The sequence below is a fragment of the Actinospica durhamensis genome (assembly GCF_018139695.1).
In the GTDB taxonomy this organism is placed as follows: domain Bacteria; phylum Actinomycetota; class Actinomycetes; order Streptomycetales; family Catenulisporaceae; genus Actinospica; species Actinospica durhamensis.
This window is the reverse complement of record NZ_JAGSOG010000140.1, coordinates 1-22,258: the sequence shown is the minus strand read 5'-3', so window position 1 is coordinate 22,258 and position 22,258 is coordinate 1. Positions and strand designations below refer to the sequence as shown.

The following is a 22,258-nucleotide window of genomic DNA, read 5'->3' as shown; positions in this document are numbered from 1 at the left end:
TTCGACGGAAAGCACACGCATCGACGCGAACTGCGGAAACAGCAACCCAAAACCCTGATCAAGACACGCCGAACAGGATCGCAGAACCAGGGCTCGCACGCCCGCAACAAGATCAGCGACAGAGCCGCTGAACACGTCCGGCGTGGTGACCATCTCGTGCGGCACCGAGGCTACCGGCGGAGGTCGGAACCTGCCGGTCACCGCCGCGTCAGACAAGGCCACGTCGACCTGCGAGTCGAGTGCGTTCGGCCAGAGCACCTCGATTTCGGCTTCGGTGAGCGACCAGGCCGGTGACGTGGCCTCGGGCACGCTCACCGGAGTACGGGCGGCGGGTTCCGCCTTCGCCGACTACGGTCCTGTGCGGGTACTCGACACGCGTAGCGGAAAGGGTGTCGCGGCCGGTGCGGTCGCGTCCGGCGGCACGCTGAAGCTGAAGGTGGTCGGACGCGGCTACCCCGGCAACCCGATTCCGGCCGGTGTAACCGCAGTCGCGTTGAACGTCACCGCGGTCTCGCCGAGAGCCAACGGCTACCTCTCGGTCTATGGCAACGAGGACCAGGCCGGGACGGTGCTGACGAGGCCTGGCACGTCGAACCTCAACTTCCAGGCCGACCAGAACGTCGCCAACCTGGTGCTCGTCCCGGTCGGCAAGGATGGCACCGTCGACTTCTACAACTCCTCCAAGGGTTCGACGCAGATCGTCGCCGACATCGAGGGCTTCTTCACGACGAGTTCGCAGACCGTGGAGAACGTCGCCTTGTCCGGCTACACCCCCCTCAGCCCGATCCGGGTCGTCGATACCCGCAAGGGCACCGGAACCGGCGGCAAGGTCGCGCAGATTCCGGCGGGCGGCACCCTCGTGGTGCAGATGTCCGATGCCCACGGGATCGGGCAGTCGACCTCCGTCGCGTTGCACATCACCGCGGTCGGCAGCACGCGCAACGGCATGATCAGCGCGTTTCCCGCTGACCCGGATGCTGTCCAGCACGCCGCCGCGTACGGCGTCTCCGATGTGAACTACTCGGCCGGCCAGACCGCTTCGAACACGGCGTTCGTCACCACCTCCACCGAGGCCCAGAGCGGGAGTCCGACGGGCTCGGTGGCGTTCTACAACTCCAGCAGCGGCCCGGTAGACCTGGTCGTGGATGTCGTCGGCTACTTCGGCTACAGGCTGCCCGCGTCCGGCGGAGCCAGCGCGTACGTGCCCTCGAGTCGCCGGTCCGGGCCGTCGACGCCCGGCTCGAGGCCGCGCCGCTCTCCAGCGGGGTGCCGACCGATCTGACCGGCACGTCCGACGCCTCCGAGACCGCGGCCGTCGACAACGCCACGATCGTCGAGCCGACGGGCAACGGCTACCTCTCGGTCTTCCCGTTCAACCCGGGCGACCCCGCGGCCGTGCCCACGACCTCGAGCCTGAACTACCTCACCGGCCAGACCGTGGCGAGCCTGGTCCTCGCCGCGCCGGGCACGGCGCTCAACACCAAGACCGGCACCTACGACATCGGCGCCTACCTCGGCGGCAAGGGAACGGCGCAGCTGGTCCTGGACGAATTCGGATACTTCGCGAACGGCTGACCGCTCGTCGTCGGGCCGCTCCGGAGGGGCGGCCCGACGTGCCCTACCGGATTCCCACTTCGTGAAACCCGGTCCAGCTCTCCGGGGGCGGCGCACTAGGATGGGCCACGTGGACGAGTTCAGCGCACTTGGTTCCGATTCCCTCCTGGCCCTGCGCGAGCAGTTGCAGAAGGAGTACCTGCGACTCCAGGAGCGGGGGCTGAAGCTCGATCTGACGCGCGGCAAGCCCTCCGCGGAGCAGCTGGACTTCTCCAACGAGCTGCTCGCGCTGCCTGGCCCCGACGACTACCGCGCGGCGGACGGCACGGACTGCCGCAACTACGGCGGACTGCTGGGGCTCACCGAGCTGCGGGAGATCTTCAGCCCGCTGCTGCAGGTGCCCACGGCGCAGCTGCTCGCGAGCGACAACTCCAGCCTCTCGCTGATGCACGACACCGTCATCCACGCGATGCTCTTCCCGCTTCCCGGCGGCCGGACGCGGTGGGCGGAGGTGGAGCGGCCCGCGTTCCTGTGCCCGGTGCCCGGGTACGACCGGCACTTCTCCATCTGCCAGAAGTTCGGCATCGAGATGATCCCGGTCGAGCCGACCGCGGACGGGGCGCTCGACATCGACGAGATCGAGCGGCTCGCGGCCTCGGACGCGCGGATCAAGGGCATGTGGTTCGTGCCCAAGTACGGCAACCCCACCGGGATCAGCGTCACCGCGGAGCAGGCGCGCCGGCTGGCCGCGATGCCCACGGCCGCGGACGACTTCCGGCTCCTGTGGGACGACGCCTACAGCGTGCACCACCTGACCGACCAGCACACCGCGATCGCGCCGATCCTGGCGCTGTGCGCCGAGGCCGGGCACCCGGACCGGGTGTTCGTGTTCGGATCCACCTCCAAGGTCACCTTCGCGGGCGCCGGCGTCTCCTTCCTGGGCACCTCGGCGGCGAACCTGGACTGGTTCCAGGGGCACCTGTCCAAGCGCACCATCGGCCCGGACAAGGTCAACCAGCTGCGGCACGTGCGCTTCCTCAAGGACGCCGACGGCGTGCGGAAGCTGATGGAGCGCCACCGCGAGAGCCTGGCGCCGAAGTTCGCCAAGGTGCAGGAGATCCTGACCGAGGGACTCGGCGGCACCGGCGTGGCCCATTGGACCGACGCCCACGGCGGCTACTTCATCAGCCTGGACGTGCTCGACGGCACGGCGGCCGAAGTCATCCGGCTGGCCAAGGAGGCCGGGATCGCGCTCACCCCGGCCGGGTCGACGTACCCGTACGGCAAGGACCCGCGCGACCGCAACATCCGCCTCGCCCCCTCGTTCCCGCCGGTCGCGGACCTCGACACGGCGATGCGCGCGGTCGTGGTGTGCGTCAAGCTCGCCGCCTTGGACAAGCTGCTCGGCAACTGAGGCCTGAGACACCAGGACGCAAGCAGACGAGCCCCGCCGGATCCGTGACTGCACGGATCCGGCGGGGCTCTGGCGTTGTCCTGGCGCGGCGGCCGCCCGGCGGTTCGGCGGCTTGCCGGCTCAGTGCGCTTCGACGTGCGGAGCGGGCGGGGAGTCCTCGTGCGCCATGGTGCTGTCCTCGGCGCACTCCTCGCACCAGCACTCCTGGGCGCGCTTGCGCTGCCAGACGTAGGCGCCGGCGCCGAGGGCCGCCCCGGCCGCCGAGGCCGCGGCGATCATGCGCCACTTGCTGCGCTCACGCTGGCGCTCGAGTTCGGCACCGCGCAGGACGGCGGCGGCCATCATGGCCCGTTTGCCGGCCACCGGCAGGATCTCGTTGCGCATCTTGGCCGACATGTCCATCGCCCGATGCGAGGCGTCGACCGCCATCGGCACGGCGACCTCGCGGGTGTGGCTGAGCGCGGGGCCGAACCCGTCTCGCACGGTGGCGTACTGGTCCCGCAGGTAGGGCTGCGCGGTCTGCAGCAGGCTGGTGGTCTTGGTCACGACCGTACCTCCTCAGGTGACTTCCGACCTACTGCCCCGGTATGACGGTCGTATTCGCATATTGGGCCGTTCGGATTTCCGCTTCCCCGCCGGTCATATCGCCGGTCGCGCGGCCGACCGCCGGGCCGGCCGACACCGGGGTGTGCGGCCGGCGTCGCCGACAGGACACGGATCGGCAACCAACCGCGGGCTCGGCGCACTTCGAATCCGGGCGCATGGGAGGATGGAGCCCGCAGCGCTTCGCGGGGGTACCACAGCTACGGAAGGAAGAGCCCGTCATGGCCGAAGAGACGTACGCCGTCCTGAAGACCAACCACGGTGACATCACGGTCCAGTTGTTCCCGAACCACGCGCCCAAGACGGTGCGCAACTTCGTGGAGCTCGCCGAGGGCACCAAGGAGTACACCGACCCCAACACCGGCAAGCCCGGCAGCGGTCCGTACTTCGACGGCACGATCTTCCACCGCATCATCTCCGGCTTCATGATCCAGGGCGGGGACCCGCTGGGCAAGGGCTTCGGCGGCCCCGGGTACACCTTCGACGACGAGATCCACCCGGACCTCACCTTCAACAAGAAGTACCTGCTGGCCATGGCCAACGCCGGTTCGCGCGGCGGACGCGGCACCAACGGCTCGCAGTTCTTCATCACCGTCTCCACGCCGGACTGGCTCAACGGCAAGCACACCATCTTCGGTGAGGTCGCCGACGAGCAGAGCCGCGCTGTGGTGGACGAGATCGGGGGCGTGCGCACCGGCAACAACGACCGCCCGGTCAAGGACGTGGTCCTCGAGTCCGTCACGATCGAGCGCCGCTCCTCCTGATCCACGCACGCGGGGGCGCCGTACCGCGCCCCCGCCGTTCCGGCCGTCCGGCCGGCCCAAGCCGTTCACCACGCTCATCCACTGGGGGAGGACACCCACGGTGACTACCTCGCCGGACGGAGCCGCGCCGATGGGCGACGCGGTCCGCGATCCGCGGTCCGCGGGTGTGCCCACCTGCTATCGGCACCGGGACCGCGAGACGTACCTGCGCTGCCACCGGTGCGAGCGTTCCATCTGCACCGACTGCATGGTGAGCGCGGCGGTCGGCTACCAGTGCCCGGAGTGCGTGCGCGGCGGCGCCAAGACCGTCCGGCAGCCGCGCACCTCGGTCGGCGGCCGGGTGCACGCGCGCCAGGGCGTGGTCACGATCGCGCTGATCGCGGTGAACGTGGTGATGTACGGCCTGCAGCACCTGGCCGGCGCCGCCTTCTCGGCCCGGCTGGATCTGACCGCGATCTCCGGGGCCATCCCGTCCGACTCGCACATAGGCGTCGCGAACGGCGAGTGGTACCGGCTGGTGACGGCGATGTTCCTGCACCTGAGCCCGGCCCACATCGCGATGAACATGCTCTCGCTGTGGTGGATCGGGCTGCCGGTGGAAGCCCGGCTCGGGCGGCTGCGCTACCTGCTGACCTACCTGGTCTGCGGGATCGGCGCCTCGGCGGTGTCCTTCGCCTTCATGGGCCGCTACAGCTACTACTCGGAAGGCGCCTCGGGGGCGATCTTCGGGCTGCTCGGCGTGCTCGCCGTGCTGGCCTACCGGGAGCGGCTGAACATGCAGCCGATCATCGTGGTGATCGTGCTCAACCTGGCCTTCAGCTTCGCCGTGCCGGGCATCGACTGGCACGACCACCTCGGCGGCCTGGCCGGGGGTCTGATCCTCGGCTTCGCGTTCGCCTTCGCCCCGCGCTCACGGGACCGGGTCCCGTGGTACCGCAATCCACAGAACCTGGTACCGCTCGCCGCCGGCGCGGCGATCCTGCTGGCATCCGCGTTGACCGTGGTGATCCACTCCAACACGCTGCTGCAGTCCGGCGCGGCCGGCGCTCTGCTCGGCTGAGTCTGAAACGAAAGCAACCCGCGCGATCCGGAGTGTGGACACTTCGGGGGTGTTATCCACAGCCCCCGAGTTATCCACACTCTCCTCGGCGCGTCCTCCACAGGTTTTCCACAGTGTGGAAAAGACGCCCACGTCTGTGGATAACCTGCTCGTCGAATCTCTGGTCCGACGCGCCGGGCCTAGCGCCAGCGGGTCGAGATGCCGAAGCCGGCGGCGATGAAGCCGAAGCCGATCACGACGTTCCAGGCGCCCAGTGAGCTGACCCAGGAGATGTTCGAGCCCAGGTAGTAGAGCACCATCCAGGCGAGGCCGACGACGAAGAAAGCCACCATGAACCGAGGCACCCAGGCCGAGGATTCGAGCTTGATCTTCTGCGGCTTCGGCTCAGTCGGGGGGGTGTAGGACACCTTGTCCCGAGTCTTGGACTTCGGCACGGAACTCTCCACGTCATTAGGTCACTCGGCGACTTGTTGTCGCTGGTACAGCGTAGCCGGGTGGGACGTTCTAGGACAGCCCGCTTGTCGTATCCGCGCCGCTCCCCCGCCCGCGATCCGGCCCGGATTCCCGTCTCACCAGCGCCGGTTCCCGCGCATCGGCGTGTCGCGGTGACCCGGGCCGCCGGCTGTGGGACGGTGGCGGATGCGGTCGGCTGTGTACCCGCCGGCCCGCAGTCCGCATTCGCGGCCCGAGCCCGCTCTATCCCCAGAGTTATCCACAGCCGGGCCCGGATCCTGGGGAAGGAGCTCTCATGTACGGCTGGATCTGGCGCCGGCTGCCCGGCCGCCTGTGGATGAAGCTGCTCTGCGCGTTCATCCTGGCGTCGCTTGTGGTCGTGGTCCTGTTCGGCTGGGTGTTCCCGTGGGCCGAACCGCACCTGCCGTTCGCGGGCACCGGCTCGATGGGCAACTGAGCGCACAGCCGACCGACGACGCTGCCGCCGCGGTCCTCGCCTACAGGCCCGGACGGCCCGAGAGCGTCGGCGCGAGTCCCACCGCTGCCTCGAGCGCGCGCGGGTGGCCGCACTCGGCGAGCCAGTTGGCCAGCATGCGGTGGCCACCGTCGGTGAGCACCGACTCCGGGTGGAACTGCACCGCTTCGATGGGCAGCTCCCGGTGCCGCACGCCCATGACCACCTCGCCGGTACGTGCCGTGACCAGCAGTTCCTCCGGCACGGTGGCCGGGTCGACGGCCAGCGAGTGGTAGCGGGTCGCGGTGAACGGATCCGGCAGCCCCGCGAACACGCCTCGTCCGTCATGTGTGACCAGGCTGGTCTTGCCGTGCATCAGCTCCGGCGCCCGGCCGACCGTGGCGCCGAAGGCCACCGCGATCGACTGCAGCCCCAGGCACACGCCGAACAGCGGCTGCCGGGTCTCGGCGCAGTGACGGACCATGTCGATGCAGACACCGGCCTGCTCGGGCGTGCCCGGTCCGGGCGAGAGCAGGACGCCGTCGAAGCCGTCCGCGTCCGCCACGGACACCGTGTCGTTGCGCCGCACTTCGCACTCGGCACCGAGTTGGTACAGATACTGCACCAGGTTATACACAAACGAGTCGTAGTTATCCACAACCAGGATGCGCGCCATGGGGAAAACCTCGTGCTCCGTAACAGCCCTCGGACCGGTCAGTTGTTACCGCCGACGAGCCCGCCGAGCGGGCTGGTGGCGGTCGCGGTGGGGCTGGGGCTCGCGGTGGCCGTGTCGCCGCCGTTGCCCTGTCCGCCGCCGTTGCCCTGCCCGGTGGTCGGCGCCGCGCCCAGCGAGCACACCAGGGTGACGGGGCTGCCCACGCTCGCGGTCTGGTTGGCGTTCGGAGTGGTGCTGAGCGCGTAGTCCTGCGGCGTGCCGTCGGTGGAGTACGTGCTCGTCGGAGTCACCACGAAGTTGTACGGGGAGCCCTCGAGCAGCTTCTCGGCCGCCTGGCAGGTCTGCCCGACCACCGCGGGCACCGTCTGCGCGGCCGGACCGCCGGAGATGACCACCACGAGCTGCTTCGTGACCGGCTCCGTCTTGCCGATCAGCGAGTTGCCGTTCGCGTCCTGGATGTCGACGGTGTACCCGGACGGGACCTGGGTGCTGTTGACCGTCTTGGACGTGACGTCGAGGTACCCGTAGCCCCTGAGCGAGGTGACCGTCTGCTGGCCGTTGAGGTCGTACTCGCCGCTGGAGTTGGTCACCGAGTTCGGCATGCCGTGGACCACCGGGCCGAGCGAGAGGCAGTACTGGACCGGGGTGCTGGTGCTCGCCGTGTCGTTGGCCTTCGGGTTCTGGCTGATGATCTGCCCGCTCGGCACGTCGTTGTTGTTCTGGCCGTTGCCGCAGTCGGACGTGCCCAGCGTGTAGCCGGAGGTCTTGAGCGTGGTCTGGGCCTGGACGGTGGTCAGATTGGCGATCGGCGGAACCGTGCCGGCCGTCCCGTTCTTGCCGGAGAAGATCGTGTTGAACACGAACACCGCCACCACGATCAGCACCAGCACCACGACGCCGATGATGATCCAGCCGGTCTTGTCCGAGCCGCCGGACTTGCCACGGCCGCCGCCGGAGGAGCTCGGAGCCCGCCGCGAGCGCGGGATGTTCTCCTCCGCGGCGTCATCGCCGGCGTACCCGGGGGACTGGTAGCCGGTCTGCTGGTCGTAGCGCCCGCCCGAGCCGTAGCCGGCCGTCGCCGCGGCGCCGTAGCCGCGCCCGGACTGCGACATCACCTGGGTCGGCGCGGCCGTCGCGCCGAAGCCGGCCGCCACGGTCGGAGCCGCCGCCACCGGCCGCCCGTCGAGCGCGCGCTCGAGGTCGGCGCGCATGTCGTCGGCGGACTGGTAGCGCTCGTCCGGGTGCTTGGCCAGCGACTTCATCACGATCGCGTCGACCACCGGGGGAACCTCGGGGTCGTAGAACGACGGGGGCTGCGGCGACTCCCGCACGTGCTGGTAGGCCACCGCCACCGGGGAGTCCCCGATGAAGGGCGGGCGGCCGGTCAGCAGTTCGTAGAGCAGGCAGCCGGTGGAGTACAGGTCGGAACGCGCGTCCACCTGCTCGCCCTTGGCCTGCTCCGGCGAGAGGTACTGCGCGGTGCCGATGACCGCGGCGGTCTGCGTCATGGTCATGCCGGCGTCGCCCATGGCCCGGGCGATGCCGAAGTCCATCACCTTGACCGCGCCGCCGCGGGTGAGCATGACGTTCGCGGGCTTGATGTCCCGGTGCACGATGCCGTTGCGGTGGGAGTAGTCCAGCGCCTGGAGCACACCGCTGGTGATCTCCAGCGTGCGCTCGGGCAGCAGCTTGCGCCCGGAGTGCAGCAGGTCGCGCAGGGTCGAGCCGTCCACGTACTCCATGACGATGAACGGGAGCGACACGCCGCCGATGAAGTCCTCGCCGGTGTCGTACACCGCGACGATGGCAGGATGGTTGAGCGAGGCGGCCGACTGGGCCTCACGGCGGAAGCGGGCCTGGAAGGTCGCATCCCTGGCCATGTCGGCTCGCAGCGTCTTGACCGCCACGGCCCTGCCCAGACGAATGTCCCTGGCCATGTAGACCTCGGCCATCCCGCCCCGGCCAAGGACCGCGCCGAGTTCGTACCTGTTACCCAGGCGACGCGGCTCTTCCATCATCCAGCCCTTCTCCGGCCTTAGCGCCATTCCTGCTTTCGGGCGAAGTGTATCGGCCCCCGCCGGACACTGTGGAAGTGTCCGAACGGATGCCGTACGTCAGCGCCCGCGATCGATTCAGTTGGCGGCGGGGTTGTCGAGCACCGCCTTGATCACGCTTGCCGCGATCGGGCCCGCCAGGGTGTTGCCGAAGGCCTCGTCCGAGGTCACGCCGTTGTCGGCGACCATGACCGCGACCGCCACCTTCGGATCGTTCGCCGGTGCGTACGCGACCATCCAGGCCACCGAGTTCTGGCCGGCCCCGCGCTGGGCGGTTCCGGTCTTCGCAGCGACAGAGACGCCGAGATTCTGCAGGCTGGTTGCCGTCCCGTTGGTGACCACGCCCTGCATCATCGTGGACAGCTCGGATGCCACCGTGGAGGAGATCGGCTGGGACAGCTGCGTGGGCGACGCGCTGGCGATCACGTTGCCCTTGGTGTCGAGTTCCTTGGCGATCAGGTAGGGCGCCTCGATCACGCCCCCGTTCGCCACCGCCGAGGCCATCATCGCACCCTCGAGCGGGGTCATCCGCACGTCGAACTGGCCGATCGCGGACTGGGCCACCTGCGGCTGGCTCAGGTTCGACGGGAAGACCGAGGTGGTCGCCTGCATCGGCACGGCCGGCGCGGTCTTGTTGAAGCCGAAGGCCTCGGCCTCGTTCTGCAGCGTGCTCGCGCCGAGCTGCAGGCCGAGGTAGCCGAAGACGGTGTTGCAGGACTGGGCGAAGGCGTCCTGCAGAACGGCGTCGTTGCAGGTCTCCCCGCCCGAGTTCTGGATGGTGGCGGTCGAGCCGGGCAGCGCCAGCTGGTCCAGCGGGGCCCCGGTGATCTGGCTGCTGGGCGTGATCGAGGAGCCGTTGACGCCATTGGTCAGGGCCGCCGCCGAGGTGATGATCTTGAAGGTGGAGCCGGGCGGATAGGTGGCCTGCAGCGCCTGGTCCAGCTTGGGCTGGAGTGGGTTGTCGTTGAGCTGCTTCGCGTACTCGCTCTGCACCGTGCCGCTCGAGGAGGCCAGCTGGTTCGGGTCGTAGCTGGGCAGCGAGACCAGGGCCAGGATCGCCCCGGTCTTCGGGTCGATGGCCGCCACGGCGCCCTGTCCGACGTTGCTGAGCGTGCTGGACAGGCCCTGGTAGGCCGCCTGCTGCGCGGCCGCGTCGATCGTGGTCACGACCGAGCCGCCGGCCTGGTCCTTGCCCTCGGCCTTACGCAGGAAGTTCTGCGTCGCCAGCCGGGTGTCCTTGCCGGAGAGCAGCGAGTTCTCGTAGTTCTCCAGGTTGGCCGTGCCGAACTCGGAGGAGAAGTAGCCGGTCACCGGCGCGTACACGGACCCGTTCGAATAGACCCGCTGGTACTTCATGGTCGAGCTGCCGGTCGCCTTCGAGTAGGCGACCTGGGTCGAACCGACCATGATCGAGCCGCGCTGCACGTCGTAGTTGTAGATCGTGTTGCGGAGGTTGTCGGCGTGCGAGGAGTAGCTGCTCGCCTTCACCACCTGGATCCAGTTGCCCTCCAGGAAGAGGGCGGCGAACAGGGCGAAGCAGAAGATCGCCACCTTCTTGATCGGCCTGTTCATACGCGCACCGCCTGGTTCGGACCGTCATTGCCGGGGTTGTGGGGGTCATAGAAGCCGGGTGGCGCCGAGAGCGGGAGCGCCGGGGGCAGCGGCCGGCGCGCCGAGTCGGAGATCCGCAGCAGCAGTGCCGCCAGGATCCAGTTGGCCAGCAGGGCCGACCCGCCGTAGGCGAGGAAGGGCATGGGCAGGCCGGTCAGCGGGATCACCCGCATCACCCCGCCCGCCGTGATGAACACCTGCAGCGCGAAGGTCACCGCGAGCCCGGCGGCGAACAGCTTGCCGTACGGGTCGCGCACCAGCAGCGCGGTCTTGAGGCCGCGGGCCACGAACAGGCCGTAGGCGATCAGCAGCGCGGCCAGGCCGACCAGGCCGAGCTCCTCGCCCACCGTGTCCATGATGTAGTCGGCGTTGTTGGCGAAGCCGACCAGGTAGGGGTAGCCCTGGCCGAGGCCGGTGCCGAACAGGCCGCCGTTGGCGAAGGCGTAGAGCGACTGCGCGGTCTGCCGCGAGGTGTTGGTGACGTCGCCGAAGGGGTTGAGCCAGGACTCGAACCTGACCTGCACGTGCGAGAAGGTCAGGCCCACCAGCACGGCGCCGCCGATGAACATCAGCACGCCGAAGATCAGCCAGCTGGCCCGCTCGGTGGCCAGGTAGAGCATGATGACGAAGGCGCCGAAGAACATCAGCGACACGCCGAGGTCGGTCTCCCGCACGAGCACCAGCATCGCGAACGCCCAGCTCACGATGAGCGGGCCCATGTCGCGGCCGCGCGGGATCCAGATGCCGAGCACCTTGCGGCTGGCCAGCGCCAGGGTGTCGCGCTTGGCGTGCAGGTAGGCCGCGAAGAAGCTGACCATCAGCAGCTTGGCGAACTCGGCCGGCTGGATGGACAGGCCCGCGAACTTCACCCAGCTGCGCGCGCCGTTGACCTCGGACATCGAGGCGGGCAGCACGGCCGGCAGGGCGATCATGATCAGGCCGACCAGCGCGGAGATGTAGGCGTAGCGCTGGAGCACCTTGTGGTCGCGCAGGAAGAAGAGCACGGCGATGAGCACCAGCACGCCGAGCACGGAGAAGATCGCCTGCTGCTTCGCCGCCCCGCTCGAGGGCGCGAGGCCGTGCGCGATGTTGTACGGGTCGAGCCGGGAGATCAGCACGAGGCCGAGGCCGTTGATCCCGGCCGCGAGCGGCAGGATCAGCGGGTCGGCGTACGGGGCCAGCCAGCGCACCGCGAGGTGGGCGACCAGCAGCACCACGGCGAAGCCGATGCCGACCGTCCAGAAGTTGCCCGGGAGCTTGTTGTTCATCGCGAAGCCCACGTTCGCGTACGCGAACATCCCGACCACGAGGGCGACCACGAGCAGCATCAACTCAGCGTTGCGCCGTTTCGGGATCTCGGGCTCGGCCGGCGGCGAGGCATACGCCTCTCCGGCCGACGGATTGGCAGCCATCGACATCGCGGTTCCTGTCCGTGTCCGAGCCGGTAGGCCAGCGAGGGCCTACCGCCGCTCCTGCATCAGCTTGTGCCAGAACCCCCGCTCGCCCCGGCATTCGAGGGGCATTGAGCTGAAAGTTGGTGCAAACCAGTGATACCGGAGCTTAGCGAGGCCGACGGGTCTGCGCTGGCGGAGGGGGTCGCGCTGGGCGACAGTGACGACGAGGTGTCACCAGCGGAGTTCGTGGCGTGTCCGGTGCTCGCGTTCGCCTTGGGGCTGGCCGTGTCTGACGCCTTGTCGGACGCGTGGGCCGTGGGCGTGGTTGCGGACGGAGAGGGGCTCAGGCTCGGCGCGGCGGCCGTGGTCGTGGGTACAACAGCGGTCAGGGCGGCGCAGTCGTTCTCCATGATCGAGAGCGTGGAGACGATGGCCTGCGCGTCGCTGAGGCTGTTCGTGGTTATCGAGGCCCGCACCTTGGCCTGCTGCGCGGCCGGCAGGCCGGCCACCGTGACCGGTTCGCTGACGTAGACGTGGGAGAGCTTCAGGCCCGCCAGGGACATGTTGACGCCCTGGTAGATGGCCACGTGCCCGTTGGCGTCGGTCCCGACGTAGTACTGCTGCTGGGCCCAGTAGTAGCCGCCTCCGGCCACCGCGCCGAGCACGATGACGCAGGTGCCCGCGATGGCGGTCGGCTTCACCCAGCGCCGCCGCTTGCGCCCGCCGGCACCGGCTTCTGACGCCGCGTCGACCGCCTCGAGCTCGGCGGTGTCCGACACGCCCGGCTCGGTGGGGGCGGCGGCCGGGGCCGGAGCGGCGGCGGCCGAAGCGCTCACGGTCTGGATCATGCCGGTGACGTTCGGGTCGGTCCCGCCCGCGACCGGGCGCGAGCCGGTGGAGAAGGACGGCAGGCCCGAACCCTGGTTCTCCGCGGCGGCGCCGACCACCACGGGAAGCTCGAGGTACTGGGTCTCCGCCTGGCTCGAGGAGTGCGCGCCGGGCGCCTGCTGCTCGTAGGCGTCCGCCACGATGCAGGTGATGTTGTCCGCGCCGCCGCCGCGCAGCGCGTGCTGGATCAGCGTCTCAGCGGCGTGATGCGGATCGCCGTACCCGGAGAGGGTGGAGGCGAGGGTGGAGAAGGGTACGAATCCGGACAGGCCGTCACTACACAGCAGAAACCGGTCCCCGGCCTGGAGATCGAGCACGGTCAGGTCAAGGTCGACCTCGCCGCTGGTGCCGAGCGCGCGCATGAGCAGCGAGCGCTGCGGATGGCGCCCGGCCTCGTCCTCGGTGATCTGGCCCTCGTCGATCAGCCGCTGCACCCAGGTGTGGTCGGTGGAGATCTGCTCGAGCAGGCCGCCGCGCAGCCGGTAGGCCCGCGAGTCCCCGATGTGGGCGAAGGCCAGGTGGTTGCCGCCGGCCAGGAACAGCGCGGTGACCGTCGTGCCCATGCCCTCGAGCTCGGGGTTCTGCGCGATGATCCCGCGGATCTTGGTGTTGGCCAGCTTGACCCGCTCGTCCAGGTCGCGCACCGGATCCCCGGTCAGACCGGTGGTGTGCGGTGAGTCGAGCTCGGCCAACGTCTCCACCGCGACCGCGGACGCGATCTCCCCGGCGGCCTGGCCGCCCATCCCGTCGGCGATCACGAGCAGGCGGGCGCTGGCATACCCGGAGTCCTCGTTGCCGTCGCGAATCAAGCCCACGTGGGATCGCGCGGCGTAACGCAGGGACAGGCTCATCGAATCTTCTTCCGCTGCAACGTCGGGGGGAGAGGCCGACGCCGTGCCGCCACCCGCCGAGCGGATCGGCCAGGACGGTCCGGCGCCGTTTCCTGATGCGGCAACCGTAGTCGGGCCGACAGCCTAGTCACTTCTTGAGTTCGAGGGCGGTCTTGCCGATCCGGATGGGCACACCCAAAGGTACCGGGGTAGGTCCGTTGATCTTGGTGCGGTCCAGATATGTCCCGTTTGTGGAGCCCAGATCCTCGACCACCCACTGGCCGGTGGCGTCCGGATAGATCCGGGCGTGGCGGCTGGAGGAGAAGTCGTCGTCGAGCACGATGGTCGAGTCGTGCGCCCGGCCGAGAGTGATCTGAACGCCCGTCAGTGCGACGCTGGTGCCGGCCAGCGAGCCCGAGGTGACCACCAGGTGGGTGGGCACGGCGCCGCGGCGGGGGCGGGCGCTCGGCCGGTCCACCACGGCCGCCGGGGGCGTGGGCTTGGCCGAGGCGCGCGAGCGCCCGGTGCGGGAGCCGCCGGCTCCGAACAGGTCGGTGCGCACCACCCCGAGGGCGAGCAGCACGAAGATCCAGAGTATCGCCAGCAGTCCGAGCTTCATCACGGTGATCGTGAGGCCGGTCATGGTTCAGCTCCCTGGGTCAGGCCGCCGTGGGCGCGGCCGCTGCGGACAAGTGTGCCGGGGACAAGTGTGCCCGGGCGACCGTGCCGCGCGCGCTACCGGGGGTCCTGCCGGAAGATGATCGTGGTGTTGCCCAGGTGGATGACGGAGCCGTCGCGCAGTTGGGCCTGGCGCACATGCTGGTCGTCCACCACGATTCCGTTGGTCGAGCCGAGGTCCGAGATGACCGAGGGCATGCCGACCCGGATCTCGGCGTGCCGCCGGGAGACCGAGGGGTCGTCGATGCGCAGGTCCACGTCCGTGCCGCGGCCGAGGCTGGTGACCGCGCGGGAGAGCGGGTGGCGCACGCCGTTGACCTCGATCCAGCAGGTGCCTGGGCCGGCTTGGGGCGGGGCGCCGAAGCCGCCGCCCATGCCCTGCTGCTGCGGCGGCGCGCCGAAGCCGCCGGGAGCGCCCTGGCCGCCGAAGGGCGGCTGCGGGGGCACCGGGGCCTGCGGCTGCTGCGGGTAGCCCGCGGGCTGGGCCGGGGCGCCGAAGCCGCCGGGCGCCTGCTGCGGCGGGTAGCCCGGCATCTGCACCACGCCGGCCAGCGCCTGGGAGCGGATCCGGAACATGCCGGTGCTCAGGTCCTGCACCCGCTCGAACTTCACCTCGACCGGCCCGACGAACATGTAGCGCTGCTCGCGGCCGTGGTCCTGCAGCAGCTCACCGAGCTCGGCCGAGAGCGGCCCCGCGTAGGTCGCGAGCCGCTCGTAGTCGTGCGCGCCGAGCTCCACGGTGAAATCGTTGGGCACCATCACCCGCCCCTGGCTGACCGGGGCCGCACGGTCGTCGCACTCGCGCTGCAGCGCGCTGGCGATCTCGACCGGCTGCACCTCGGACTTGAATGCCTTGGCGAAGGCGCCGTTGACCAGGCCTTCGAGGCGTCGCTCAAAGCGCTGGAGAACACCCACGGCTACCTACTCCTTCAGTCAATCCCTCGGCGCGCGCTGGCGTGCCCCCACGGCGCGCCCAGCTGTGCCATCCCCTCGATCGTATCGATGGTTAGCTCTGCTGCGCGCGTCCGTGGGCACCATCGTGGCCCGCATCCCCCTTACGACGCGAGCCGGACTCTGCCGAAAGGGGTTCCCTTCCTGCGCCCTCGGTAACCGATTTGGGGTTGCCCCGGGTACCCGTGCTATCTTTTTCCTCGTTGCGCGAGTGGCGGAATGGCAGACGCGCTGGATTCAGGTTCCAGTGCCCGCAAGGGCGTGGGGGTTCAACTCCCCCCTCGCGCACTCAGGTGCACCGACGCAAGTCGGTGCTGCGAGTGACGGAACGAGCCCGACAGAAGTGATCAAGGTCACTTCGGTCGGGCTTCTTCGTGTTCGGGAGCGGGCCGGGCGCGTCGAGGACCGTTCCAGGGCATACTTCGGCGACCCCGTAACGGTTTGGCTATAGATGTCCGGTTGACTGTCCTGCCCTGCGCTGCCGTCAGGCTGCCGCCGGCTCTCGGTCGAGGTGTCCGGCGGGTGTCCAGGTGCCGAGCGGCTTGCTCTTGCGTCTTCGGGTCGGGCGTCGTCTCGGGGGTTCGCCGTTTTCGCCTTCGAGGGTGTCGGCCCAGGTGGCGAGCTTGCGGGTGTTGACGTGGTGGAGTTGGAAGGCCAGGAGGATCGAGGCGGGGGCGATGCCGCGGATGCGGCGGGTGGCTCCGGATTCGATGGCTTCGTGGACCGGGTCTTTCGCGAAGCCGTTGATGCCCTCGACGCTGTTTCTGAGCCTGAAGTAGATCTTCGCCCATTCTTCGCTGCCGTAGGCGAGGTCTTGGGCGTGTTTGGCTCCGGCTTCGGGTGTGATGGTGATGGAGTCCTGGGTGCAGATCTTCGGAGGGTCGACGGGTGAGGGCTCGGGCGTGACGATCGGCAGCAGGTGGCGTCTCGGGTGTCCGGGCGGCAGCGGTGGCTTGAGCGGGCAGTGGAGCTTGCCCGCGGCGGCTGGGCACAGGAAGCGTTGGCAGCCGTCTTGGTCCGGTGCCTGTTTCGGCACGAGTCGGTAGGGGGCGCGGGCGTTGACGCGGTGTTGCCAGGTCTGCGGGTCGATGCGTTCGTCTTTCAGCTCGGTTGTGGCCTCGACGAGCGACTCGGGCATGTGCGGGCAGTACCAGGCGCCCTCGACCTGCTTCGCGCCGCCAGCGCCGTCCTGGATGCCGAGGTCGCCTGCGGTGTAGTCGAACACCGGCCGGTAGCCCAGAGCGCGTAGCGGGAGTTGGAAGCGCTCGGGCTCGCTGTTGTTGAACAGCCGGTCCCCTGCCATCCAGCCCGGCGTATAGCCGCGGCCGCGGACATCGCTGAGCGCTGCGATGGCGTTGCCGCCGGGGTCGTGGCCGGGTTTGTCGAGCACGAAGCCGAGCACGAGCGCGGGGATGACGGTGGGCTCGGGCGTGCCGTCCGGCTGCGGCGCCCCGTCGCGGAGTGGGTTGCGGGCGATGGCGAGGGTCGCCTCGTAGGCGTATTTGTACGTGGCGCGGCCTTGTCTCGTGCCGCCCCGCTTCTCGCCGTTGCCGGTGGTGGCCTCGTGCTCGGCGTGGTCGCCGGTGCGCACGTGCCAGGCGGCGTCGGGATCGGTGGCGGTCACCGGCCCTTTGCTGCGCACGCCCTTGGAGTAGGCGCGCACGGCGGTGCCGTCCACGGATCCCGATCCGTCCCAGTGGGCATCGAGCAGGGGGCGGGCATCGACGAGGGAATCTTCCAGGATCAAGTTGGTCAGCTCGATCAGCCGATCCCGCTTCACCGCCAGCAGATCGTGATCGGCCTCGGCTTCGATCCTGGCTGCCTCGGCCTTGTCCAACCGCGTGTTCTTCGGCAGCGCCGACGGGTCGCAGGCGCGGGCGAGCCTGTGAAAGCGGCGACGCACTACCGCGTAGGCGGCTTCGAAGCCGTCGTCGGTGTCCGGATTCGCGGCCACTCCCAGGCGCTCGCGCATCCGAGGGCTGATCTTGAAGTAGAGCGTGTCGGTCACCTGGACGAGCTGGACTTTGCCGCTGTACTCGTCGGCGGCGAGGAACATCCCGACCAGCAGTGCGGTTCCGGTCAGCGTCGCGGGTCGACCGCGCTCCGCGGTGAGCCAGGGCTCGATCAAACTGTCCAGGCCCGCCGATCGGACTCGGGCGGTGACCTGCTCGACGTCCGCGTCGGCGATGCGGCGCCGATGCGCACGCAGTTTCTCCAGGGCAGCGGCCCGTCCTGGGCCGAACTCGTCGGGGCTCACGCGTGCCCGCGCAGCGACTGCTCGGCGAGGTCGGGGCCTACGGGCGTGAAGTAGGGCATCAGGCGCGAGAGCGCGTGCAGGCTCTCGACTCCGGCGGCCGCGACCAGCGCGGTGAGCGGGATGCGCTCGTCGACAAGGTCGATGATCCAACTCGCGCGGGCCCGGCCCATCGAGAGTCTGGGCACATCGATCTGCGATCGGGTGCGGGCGAGGAAGTTGGTCACCGTGTTCTTCCCGCGCGAAGCCGCGTCGGGCCGGAACAGGAACTGGCCGGGTTCGAGGGCTGCCGCGGCGTGCTCGAGCACGCCCTCCCAGCGGTAGCGGCACACGACGCTGCGTTCGCGGGTTCCGGGCACGTGCAGCAGGACCGCCCCGCCGACGCGCGGCCGGTACACATCGCCGGCGCGAACCAGGACCGCCTCGGGCGAGTCGAGACCACAGCCGAGCCCGAGCGCGAGGAGCGTCTTCGTTCCGGTGCGCAGCGCCGGGGTCGGCTGAGCATTGGCGCTGGCCCATAGCGCGCTGCGCTCGGGCGGACTGTAGGGGCGCGAGGCCCGCGACCCCGATAGGCGCGCAGGCGAGCCGGAAGCGAGATCGGGCCCGAGGACCACAGCACGAAGCCGCAGCAGCCTGCCGCGGTAGTTCGCGCGGGTCGACTCGGCCGCATTCGGGCAGCCGCCTTGGATGAACGCCTCGATCATCTCGCGCGTGAGCCACAGGCGGGCGGCCGGCTGCATGCCGAGCCCGTCCGCGTACAGGGCCAGCCGCCCGGCCGCGTGCATCAGCTGCCCGACCGAGTAGATCGTGTGCGGCTCGGCCAGGTGCACGATGCGGCGCACCTCGGGAGCAACCCGCAGCCATGCCGGGCCGCTCGCGCCGCGGGGTGTGTAGGAGTCGATCAGCATGGCCACCACCCACCCCCAGTCGAGCACGCCGGGCGCCGGTCTACTGTCACCATCGCACCCATCACCAGGCGGGGTAAGGGGTGCGTGATCATCCGCGGAGAAGAGTGATGACTGGACTTCCGCCGCTTCCGCGGGCGGGGAGTGGTGTGGCTTGACGGTGCGCACGGTGCGTCTCATCTCTCGTGTGCCGCGAGGAGCGGACACGACGGGGTGAGGGCGCGGCGCAATACCCGACGGCGCGCGCGGAAGCGGGTATCGTCGGGTAAAACGCCGACCCTATTGCTGGGGATTCGTCGTTTCACCGGCCGCCGTCGAGGTGCAAGCTCGACGGCGGCCATTCTCGTTTCGCAGGACGGCCCTGGGTTAGGTCAGAGCTCTCCGTCCGATCGCGCCGACGCCGGTTCCGGATCGGTCAGGCTCGCCGGCAGAAGCGGGCTTCCGGCCGGCAGGAACGAGCCGTCCGGCAGGCGCACCGCCATGCCCATCGCGGCCAGGGCCAGCAGCCCGTGGCGGGCGCCTTCGCGCCCCGCCTTCTGCGTCGATCCATCGCCGTGCTCCTTGGCCACGTCCGTTGCCCGCACAGGCCGGCTCCTACCGAGCGTGCACAGTACTCGCGCCGCGGTCGCACGCCTGGTCGTCCCGCGCATCGCCTCCACCTCCAACGCCGTCAGCACGCGCTGCGCGAACCCCGGTTCCGCAGGCTTCGCAGGCGCAGGAGGCTGCTGCACCGTCAGAGCGGGCGCCTGCACCGGGGCCGGACGAGCCTGCGCGGGAACGGCCGCAGTGTTCCTCGTTGACCGCCGGGACATCTCGCGCTCGACCGCCTCGGCCACCAGCCGGTGGTGTTCCATCTCCTCGCGCATCCGGGCGAGTTCGGCTTCGAGCCGCTCCATCTCGCCGGCCATGCGCGCACCTTCCTCGCGCATACCGTCACGGGTCGCCCGAAGCGCGTCGTCCAACGCGAATTGCTGCACGTCAACCAGCCGCCTTTCGCAGCGTAAGTCATCGACAACGCATCGTAGTAATTCGGACAATCATGATGGGGCACATCGGTCATATGGCCTTTGGGCGCGCGTGTCGCGCTATGCCCGGCACCAGCCCGGCATATGGCGCGCAGGACGCCCTCAGCGCCTTCACGCCCCGGTGTTGCGCGAGTCGGGCTCGCGTTCGGCCAGGAACTGATCGAGCAGCTCAAACAACACCCTGATGACGTGCTTCTCCTTGTCGGCAGACAGATCCCAGCTCTCCCAGCCCTCCGGCAGGGCGATCTGGCGAACCAGTCCGCTCCACACGAGGTTGGATTCGTGCCCGAGTCGGCGTTCCAGCCATGCGCGCCACTCGTCCATCAGCGCTGGGTGCCCGAACCGCCGTGCGTACTCGTTGTAGCCAGTCAAGAACGCCTCGATGCGTTCAAGCGACTCCCGCCCGACATACATGCCCGGGCGCCTGGCCACGAGCCCGAAGTACTCCCGGTCGCTCATTGGCTCCGGATACCTCATCTGATCAACCTCGCCCTGCTGCGCACGATGCACAGCTCGTACCTGCCGGCGTCATCATGCGCGGCGACGATAGCGCGCCTCCCGGGCACGTGCCCAGACCCCTTCGAACTCCTCGGCCGTAAGCCACTGCGGATCATGACCCTCCCACTCACCGAACGGGATCAGCGCCGTCGCACCATATACGGCTTCATACCCGGCCAGCCGGTCCTCGGCCTCGGCCTGAACCCACTCGTCAAGCGATGCCGCGGCCATCGCGACGCCATCAGGCTCGGCGAACTCCACCTGCCGCAACACCACACCGCCATCGCTGAGCTCGAAGTAGAACCACACCGATTCCTCGTCCCAGAAACAGCGCACCCATCTGGTCATCAGCCCACCGCAGCAAAGGCCTCGCCGTGCCAGCGCCAGGCGGCGCTCCCGTCCAGACGAACATGCAGAAGGAACTCGGGCACCGGCCGGCCATCGGGAAACGACAAGGTAAGTGCGGCGCGGATCTGTGCGTAGAGGTCATCGGCCCGGACGTCATCGCCGTCATCGATCGCCCGCTCCTGCGCGACGAACAAGGCCCGGAACTCCTCAAAGCCCGGAAAGTCATCGACCCGCGCGTAGACCCACGGCATGTCCGAGCCGACCACGGTCAACCGGGCCACCTCCTGCTCGCCGTGCAGGAGCCTCCACACACTGCCGGTGCGCAAATACGCGTTCGTCACGGCGCCATGATGCCCGCGCCCGCCGACACATCCGTCAGCTTTCACCACCCAAGATCGGCCCCGGCCGTAGCCTCGCTCAGACTGAACCGCGACTCGACGAGTTCAGGCACGTACTTATAGATCGTGGAGCGCGAGACTCCGAGCAGCCGGGCGATCGAGGAGACGGTGTTCCCCGGGTGCGACAACAGGTCTCGCGCATACTTGACCTGCTCCGGGGTGAGCGCTGGTGGGCGTCCAAGGCGCTGGCCGCGGGCGCGTGCGGCCTCGAGCCCCTCCCGGGTGCCCTCGACGATCAGTTCCCGGATGAACTCGGCCAACGCGGCGAACACGTGGAACACAAGCCTTCCGCCCGGGGTCGTGGTGTCCAGCGCCTCATGCAGCGAGGTGAAGCCGATGCCGCGCCGACGTAGCCCGGCCACAATCGCGATTAGGTCCTGCAATGACCGACCCAGCCGGTCGAGCGAGGCCACCACAAGAATGTCGCCGGGCCGCACGTAATCCAGCGCCTTCCACAACTCCTCACGTTCCGTACCTCGGCCGGACTTCTTGTCCGCGAACACCCGGATGCATCCAGCCGATGTGAGCGCGACGAACTGCCGATCGAGCAGTTGGCCGGCCGTGGAGACCCGGGCGTAGCCGACTCTCACGCCCGATGGCGGAACGAGGTCGAAATCCTGGTCGTCGTCGGTGCAGAGCGCCGGGGCGGAGTACGTGTTCATGCCCGAAGCGTAGGAAAAACGGCGCGGGGCAATGCGCGCGACGCCTCGACATCCCGACACGTTTGCTCGACACCCGCTCGATGCCTGGAACCACCCTCACGCGTGAACCCGCGCCCGCGTCCGCGAATCGTTCGATTCTTACGCAGGCTATGGATGCCACATGCCCAGCAGCGCTGTCGCCAGCGCGCTGCCGACCCCGTTGGCCGCACCCTCGACTATCGTACGCAGCGCTCCGCCGAGCGCTTTTAGCTTGGAATGGTCGGGTGAGGCCTTTGTGGATTCTTGGAGGATCTCTGCAGCGGATGCACTAGCAGTGGATTTATCGGGCGGGGGCACGGGCAGGCCGGGCAACGCTTCGGCTACCGCTTGGGCGAAGCGCACCAAGCTGGCGACGTCGACATCGATGCGCTCGATCTTGCCGACCTGGAGCCCCATTATAGAAGACTCGACATTGATGATGCCCCCGTCAGAGGCAGTGAAGGAGCGATGTTCTGGTGGGCGGCGTCGAGCCTCTCCAAAGGTCAGCGCATCGCCCGCGTACCCGTCGGCGCACTCCAACCCCAGGCGAGTCACACTCACCTTGACTGTGTTTCCGGGAAGGCCATTGCGCGACTGGGTGATGAATCCTCTACCGGCAAGCCACCGGGCAGCTCTGAACCCGGATCCACCGGGCTGATTCCGGGGTGCTGATTTCCTGATCGTTTATCGGTCGTGCCGGATGTCCGGGCAGGGGTGATTGCCGGGTGGCCGTCCGGGCGGGGTCTCCAGGGTTCCTCGGGTCGTG

General features: G+C 69.2%; 24 protein-coding genes and 1 tRNA gene. 7 read left to right on the top strand and 18 right to left on the bottom strand.

From position 1 onward, the window contains the following. Positions 1-309 (bottom strand): hypothetical protein (locus KDL01_RS24290; RefSeq protein WP_212530897.1); only part of this gene is annotated, 309 nt, incomplete at its 3' end. Between KDL01_RS24290 and KDL01_RS24285 the strand changes: the two genes are divergently transcribed. The 3 genes from KDL01_RS24285 (at position 296) to KDL01_RS24275 (ending at position 2,968) form a co-directional block, all read left to right on the top strand. Beyond that, the gene (locus KDL01_RS24285) at positions 296-1,282 is read left to right on the top strand and encodes a hypothetical protein (protein ID WP_212530896.1); all 987 of its coding nucleotides are present in this window, start codon (positions 296-298) and stop codon (positions 1,280-1,282) included. The genes KDL01_RS24290 and KDL01_RS24285 overlap by 14 nt on opposite strands. Beyond that, the gene (locus KDL01_RS24280; protein ID WP_212530895.1) at positions 1,267-1,575 is read left to right on the top strand and encodes a hypothetical protein; all 309 of its coding nucleotides are present in this window, start codon (positions 1,267-1,269) and stop codon (positions 1,573-1,575) included. Before KDL01_RS24285 ends, KDL01_RS24280 begins: the two co-directional genes overlap by 16 nt. 100 nt (positions 1,576-1,675) lie before the next feature. Beyond that, a complete protein-coding gene (locus tag KDL01_RS24275) occupies positions 1,676-2,968 on the top strand; it encodes an aspartate aminotransferase type Ic (protein WP_246576904.1) in 1,293 nt (430 codons plus the stop codon). A 120-nt stretch (positions 2,969-3,088) separates the two neighbouring features. Here the strand turns inward: KDL01_RS24275 and KDL01_RS24270 are convergent, their stop codons facing one another. After that, complete coding sequence (locus KDL01_RS24270) at positions 3,089-3,514, bottom strand: hypothetical protein (protein WP_212530893.1); 426 nt, start codon at positions 3,512-3,514, stop codon at positions 3,089-3,091. 278 nt (positions 3,515-3,792) lie between these two features. Here KDL01_RS24270 and KDL01_RS24265 point away from each other — a divergent pair, with 278 nt between their 5' ends. Continuing rightward, positions 3,793-4,335, top strand: a complete 543-nt coding sequence (locus KDL01_RS24265) for a peptidylprolyl isomerase (RefSeq protein ID WP_212530892.1) — start codon at positions 3,793-3,795, stop codon at positions 4,333-4,335. Positions 4,336-4,435: 100 nt separating this feature from the next. Beyond that, positions 4,436-5,395, top strand: coding sequence for a rhomboid family intramembrane serine protease (locus KDL01_RS43720; RefSeq protein ID WP_212530891.1), 960 nt, complete (start codon positions 4,436-4,438; stop codon positions 5,393-5,395). A gap of 179 nt (positions 5,396-5,574) precedes the next feature. Here KDL01_RS43720 and KDL01_RS24255 read toward each other — a convergent pair whose 3' ends face one another. After that, positions 5,575-5,829 carry a cell division protein CrgA gene (locus tag KDL01_RS24255; RefSeq protein WP_212530890.1) on the bottom strand — a complete coding sequence of 85 codons (255 nt, stop codon included), beginning with the start codon at positions 5,827-5,829 and terminating at the stop codon, positions 5,575-5,577. Positions 5,830-6,143: 314 nt separating this feature from the next. On the opposite strand from KDL01_RS24255, the gene KDL01_RS24250 reads away from it, so the two are divergent. After that, positions 6,144-6,305 carry a hypothetical protein gene (locus KDL01_RS24250; protein WP_212530889.1) on the top strand — a complete coding sequence of 54 codons (162 nt, stop codon included), beginning with the start codon at positions 6,144-6,146 and terminating at the stop codon, positions 6,303-6,305. Between the two features lie 40 nt (positions 6,306-6,345). On the opposite strand, the gene KDL01_RS24245 is transcribed toward KDL01_RS24250, so the two are convergent. From KDL01_RS24245 to KDL01_RS45415, 7 genes are all read right to left on the bottom strand, one after another. Further along, complete coding sequence (locus tag KDL01_RS24245; protein WP_212530888.1) at positions 6,346-6,978, bottom strand: aminodeoxychorismate/anthranilate synthase component II; 633 nt, start codon at positions 6,976-6,978, stop codon at positions 6,346-6,348. A gap of 38 nt (positions 6,979-7,016) precedes the next feature. Beyond that, entirely contained in the window at positions 7,017-8,993 is a 1,977-nt protein-coding gene (pknB, locus tag KDL01_RS24240) for a Stk1 family PASTA domain-containing Ser/Thr kinase (RefSeq protein ID WP_438801983.1), read from the bottom strand. A gap of 117 nt (positions 8,994-9,110) precedes the next feature. Beyond that, complete coding sequence (locus KDL01_RS24235; RefSeq protein WP_212530886.1) at positions 9,111-10,604, bottom strand: peptidoglycan D,D-transpeptidase FtsI family protein; 1,494 nt, start codon at positions 10,602-10,604, stop codon at positions 9,111-9,113. Beyond that, entirely contained in the window at positions 10,601-12,061 is a 1,461-nt protein-coding gene (locus KDL01_RS24230; RefSeq protein WP_438801982.1) for an FtsW/RodA/SpoVE family cell cycle protein, read from the bottom strand. Before KDL01_RS24230 ends, KDL01_RS24235 begins: the two co-directional genes overlap by 4 nt. A 59-nt stretch (positions 12,062-12,120) precedes the next feature. Further along, positions 12,121-13,776: a PP2C family protein-serine/threonine phosphatase gene (locus KDL01_RS24225; RefSeq protein ID WP_212530884.1), complete on the bottom strand. Its 1,656-nt coding sequence runs from the start codon at positions 13,774-13,776 to the stop codon at positions 12,121-12,123. 127 nt (positions 13,777-13,903) lie between these two features. Continuing rightward, positions 13,904-14,398, bottom strand: coding sequence for an FHA domain-containing protein FhaB/FipA (locus KDL01_RS24220; RefSeq protein ID WP_212530883.1), 495 nt, complete (start codon positions 14,396-14,398; stop codon positions 13,904-13,906). Positions 14,399-14,490: 92 nt separating this feature from the next. Then, on the bottom strand, positions 14,491-15,348 hold the full coding sequence (locus KDL01_RS45415) for an FHA domain-containing protein (protein ID WP_212530882.1): 858 nt from the start codon (positions 15,346-15,348) through the stop codon (positions 14,491-14,493). A 241-nt stretch (positions 15,349-15,589) separates the two neighbouring features. On the opposite strand from KDL01_RS45415, the gene KDL01_RS24210 reads away from it, so the two are divergent. Continuing rightward, positions 15,590-15,672 (top strand) — tRNA-Leu (locus KDL01_RS24210). 196 nt (positions 15,673-15,868) lie between these two features. Here the strand turns inward: KDL01_RS24210 and KDL01_RS24205 are convergent. From KDL01_RS24205 to KDL01_RS24170, 8 genes are all read right to left on the bottom strand, one after another. Next, positions 15,869-17,641 carry a hypothetical protein gene (locus KDL01_RS24205; RefSeq protein ID WP_212530881.1) on the bottom strand — a complete coding sequence of 591 codons (1,773 nt, stop codon included), beginning with the start codon at positions 17,639-17,641 and terminating at the stop codon, positions 15,869-15,871. Then, positions 17,638-18,573, bottom strand: a complete 936-nt coding sequence (locus KDL01_RS24200; protein ID WP_212530880.1) for a hypothetical protein — start codon at positions 18,571-18,573, stop codon at positions 17,638-17,640. Before KDL01_RS24200 ends, KDL01_RS24205 begins: the two co-directional genes overlap by 4 nt. Before the next feature lie 341 nt (positions 18,574-18,914). Continuing rightward, positions 18,915-19,520 (bottom strand): hypothetical protein, encoded by a 606-nt coding sequence (locus KDL01_RS24195; protein WP_212530879.1) that lies wholly within the window; start codon positions 19,518-19,520, stop codon positions 18,915-18,917. A gap of 159 nt (positions 19,521-19,679) precedes the next feature. Beyond that, the gene (locus KDL01_RS24190) at positions 19,680-20,027 is read right to left on the bottom strand and encodes a hypothetical protein (RefSeq protein WP_212530878.1); all 348 of its coding nucleotides are present in this window, start codon (positions 20,025-20,027) and stop codon (positions 19,680-19,682) included. A 72-nt stretch (positions 20,028-20,099) separates the two neighbouring features. Continuing rightward, entirely contained in the window at positions 20,100-20,414 is a 315-nt protein-coding gene (locus KDL01_RS24185) for a hypothetical protein (protein ID WP_212530877.1), read from the bottom strand. Then, positions 20,414-20,755: a hypothetical protein gene (locus tag KDL01_RS24180; protein ID WP_212530876.1), complete on the bottom strand. Its 342-nt coding sequence runs from the start codon at positions 20,753-20,755 to the stop codon at positions 20,414-20,416. Before KDL01_RS24180 ends, KDL01_RS24185 begins: the two co-directional genes overlap by 1 nt. Positions 20,756-20,796: 41 nt before the next feature. After that, positions 20,797-21,474, bottom strand: coding sequence for a recombinase family protein (locus KDL01_RS24175; protein WP_246576903.1), 678 nt, complete (start codon positions 21,472-21,474; stop codon positions 20,797-20,799). A 147-nt stretch (positions 21,475-21,621) separates the two neighbouring features. Beyond that, positions 21,622-22,047 carry a hypothetical protein gene (locus tag KDL01_RS24170; RefSeq protein ID WP_212530875.1) on the bottom strand — a complete coding sequence of 142 codons (426 nt, stop codon included), beginning with the start codon at positions 22,045-22,047 and terminating at the stop codon, positions 21,622-21,624. Between the last annotated feature and the right edge of the window lie 211 nt (positions 22,048-22,258).